The organism is Dactylosporangium sp. NPDC000555 (assembly GCF_040300025.1).
In the GTDB taxonomy this organism is placed as follows: Bacteria; Actinomycetota; Actinomycetes; order Mycobacteriales; family Micromonosporaceae; genus Dactylosporangium.
In genome coordinates this window covers 1-2,097 of record NZ_JBEPDB010000196.1, presented here as the reverse complement: position 1 = coordinate 2,097, position 2,097 = coordinate 1, and the positions used below count along the sequence as shown (strand labels likewise).

Genomic DNA, 2,097 nt, shown 5'->3' with positions numbered 1-2,097 from the left:
GGGAGCAGGCCGGGGATGAGGCTGCTCCCGCCGGCCCGCCTCGCCGCCGGCCTCGCGCTCGAGCACCTGTCGTTCCGGCTGGCCATGCTCGTCGGCCCGGCGGTGGCCGGCGTCGTCACCGCCGCATTCGGCACGGCCTGGTGCCTGGCCATCGACGCGGTGACCTTCGTCGCCGCCCTGGCCGGCATCGCGACCCTGCCCCGCACCGCCCCGGTCGCCGCCGCCGGCCCGCGCGGCCTTTCCGCGATCGTCGACGGCCTCCGTTTCGCCGCGCGTAGCCCGGTCGTGCGCGGCGCCCTGATCGCCGACCTGTGCGCCACCTTCCTGGCCATGCCGTTCGCCCTGTTCCCGCTGCTCAACGCCGAGCGCTTCGGCGGCTCCCCGCAGGTGCTCGGCCTGTTCGCCAGCGCCGTCGCCGTCGGCGGCGTGCTCGCCTCGGCCCTGTCCGGCCTCGCCACCCGCCCGGGCCGCCCCGGCCTGGTCCTGCTCGGCGGCGGTGCCGCATGGGGCGCCGCGCTCGGCGTCGCCGGCCTGAGCACCCGCCTGCCGCTCACCCTGGCCGCGCTGGCCGTCGCCGGCGCGGCGGACACGTGGGCGGTGATCTCCCGCGGTACCGCCCTGCAGGCCACCACGCCGGAGTCGCACCGCGGCCGGGTCGCGGCGCTGGAGCACATCGCCGGCACAGCCGGCCCGCACCTGGGCAACCTGCGCGCGGGGCTGGTCGCCGCCACCACCTCGGGTGGCTTCGCGATGGTCACCGGCGCCGCGGCGAGCCTGCTGGGCGTCGGCCTGGTCGCCCTGCTCAGCCCGCGCCTGCGCGACCTGCGAGTGTGACCAGCCCGCACGCCCAGTCGCGCATGGCCCCGGGCCGGGCATCGGCGCAGTACCGCTCGAACAGCATGACGCTCTCGGCTCGCCGCAGCCCCGCGTGCATCGCCGGCGCCGTGTACCAGTCCATCCCGGGCCCCGGCCGCCAGGCCGCGGCGATCCCGGACGCCCCGTCCGCGGGCCGCAAGCAACTCCCCTGACCGGTCGACGCGGCCGGGTCAGCCCATCCTGAGCAGCTGCCAGCCGGCGCGGCGCGGCGGGTCGTCGCGGGGCTCGGTCGGGTACTGCCAGCCCTGGTTGGTGCCGAAGAACAGGCACTCGTCGCCGATCGGCAGGACGCCGCGCACGCCCCAGTTGTCGGCGTTGTTGAAGCCGGTCGTGGTCAGCGGGCGGGCCGGGCTGTCGGCGTCGTCGAAGACCCACACCTGGCCGGCGGCGCGCTTGTCGCGCAGCCCGACGCCGCGCAGCAGCCGCAGCTCGAGGGGGCGCACCGGGTGCCCGAGAACCTCGACCAGCAGGCCGGTGCGCGGGTTGAGGGTGAGGTCCCGGAGCACCTTCTCGGTGTGGAACGTGCCCATGTACAGCTTGCCGCGGAACACGTTCGCGCCCCAGCCGACGTACTCGTTCCACCGGTCGTCGAACCCGCCGCCGCCGAACTTCGGGTCCTGGTGCAGCAGGTTGTCCTGGCGGGTCCACGCACCCTCCTCGCCCGCGTCCGGGTCGTACACCCAGTACTTCCGCTCGCCGTAGAGCAGCTCGACCTGCTGGTTGGGGCGGCCGGGGTCCTTGATGCGGTACACCACGCCGGCGGGCGAGCTCTTGAGGTACGCCAGCGCCAGGTGCGGAATCGTATGCCGCGGGATATGCGGGTACTCGGCGAGATGGCGCGTCATCGAGGGCTCGACGCTCGGGATGCCGAACGTGGCGTACACCCAGCCGTCGAACGACGTGACCGCGAAGGACACCACGCTGCGCGCGGTGATGGGGTCGGGAAAGAACTGCGCGGCGGTGAACACCGGCGTCCACTTCGCGCTGTCCGACGTGGACAGCCGGTCCAGCGGCGGGCTCACGTACCCCCCGGCGTGCTCCTCGCTGCCGGTGCCGGCCCAGGTGCCGGTGACGATCCGTCCATCGTGGACGGTGAAGTAGGCGGGCTGGTTGCCCAGCCGCCCGACCTCCTCGAACCGGAACGGGCGCCGCGCGTCGCCGGTCCAGCGCTGTACGGCGCCGGTCGGGGGGTTGGGCCCGGAGCCGGTGCCCGCGCGGGCC

The 2,097-nt window shown here is 75.3% G+C and carries 2 protein-coding genes and 1 pseudogene; 2 read left to right on the top strand and 1 reads right to left on the bottom strand.

The annotated features are described in order from the left end of the window. Positions 1 to 834, top strand: an 834-nt coding sequence (locus ABT297_RS42960) for an MFS transporter (RefSeq protein ID WP_350559961.1), incomplete at its 5' end; no start/stop codon positions are given. Next, positions 831 to 1,028 (top strand): hypothetical protein, encoded by a 198-nt coding sequence (locus ABT297_RS42955; RefSeq protein WP_350559958.1) that lies wholly within the window; start codon positions 831 to 833, stop codon positions 1,026 to 1,028. The genes ABT297_RS42960 and ABT297_RS42955, both read left to right, overlap by 4 nt. Before the next feature lie 18 nt (positions 1,029 to 1,046). Here ABT297_RS42955 and ABT297_RS42950 read toward each other — a convergent pair. After that, a pseudogene (locus ABT297_RS42950) lies at positions 1,047 to 2,097 on the bottom strand (hypothetical protein); the annotation flags it as partial.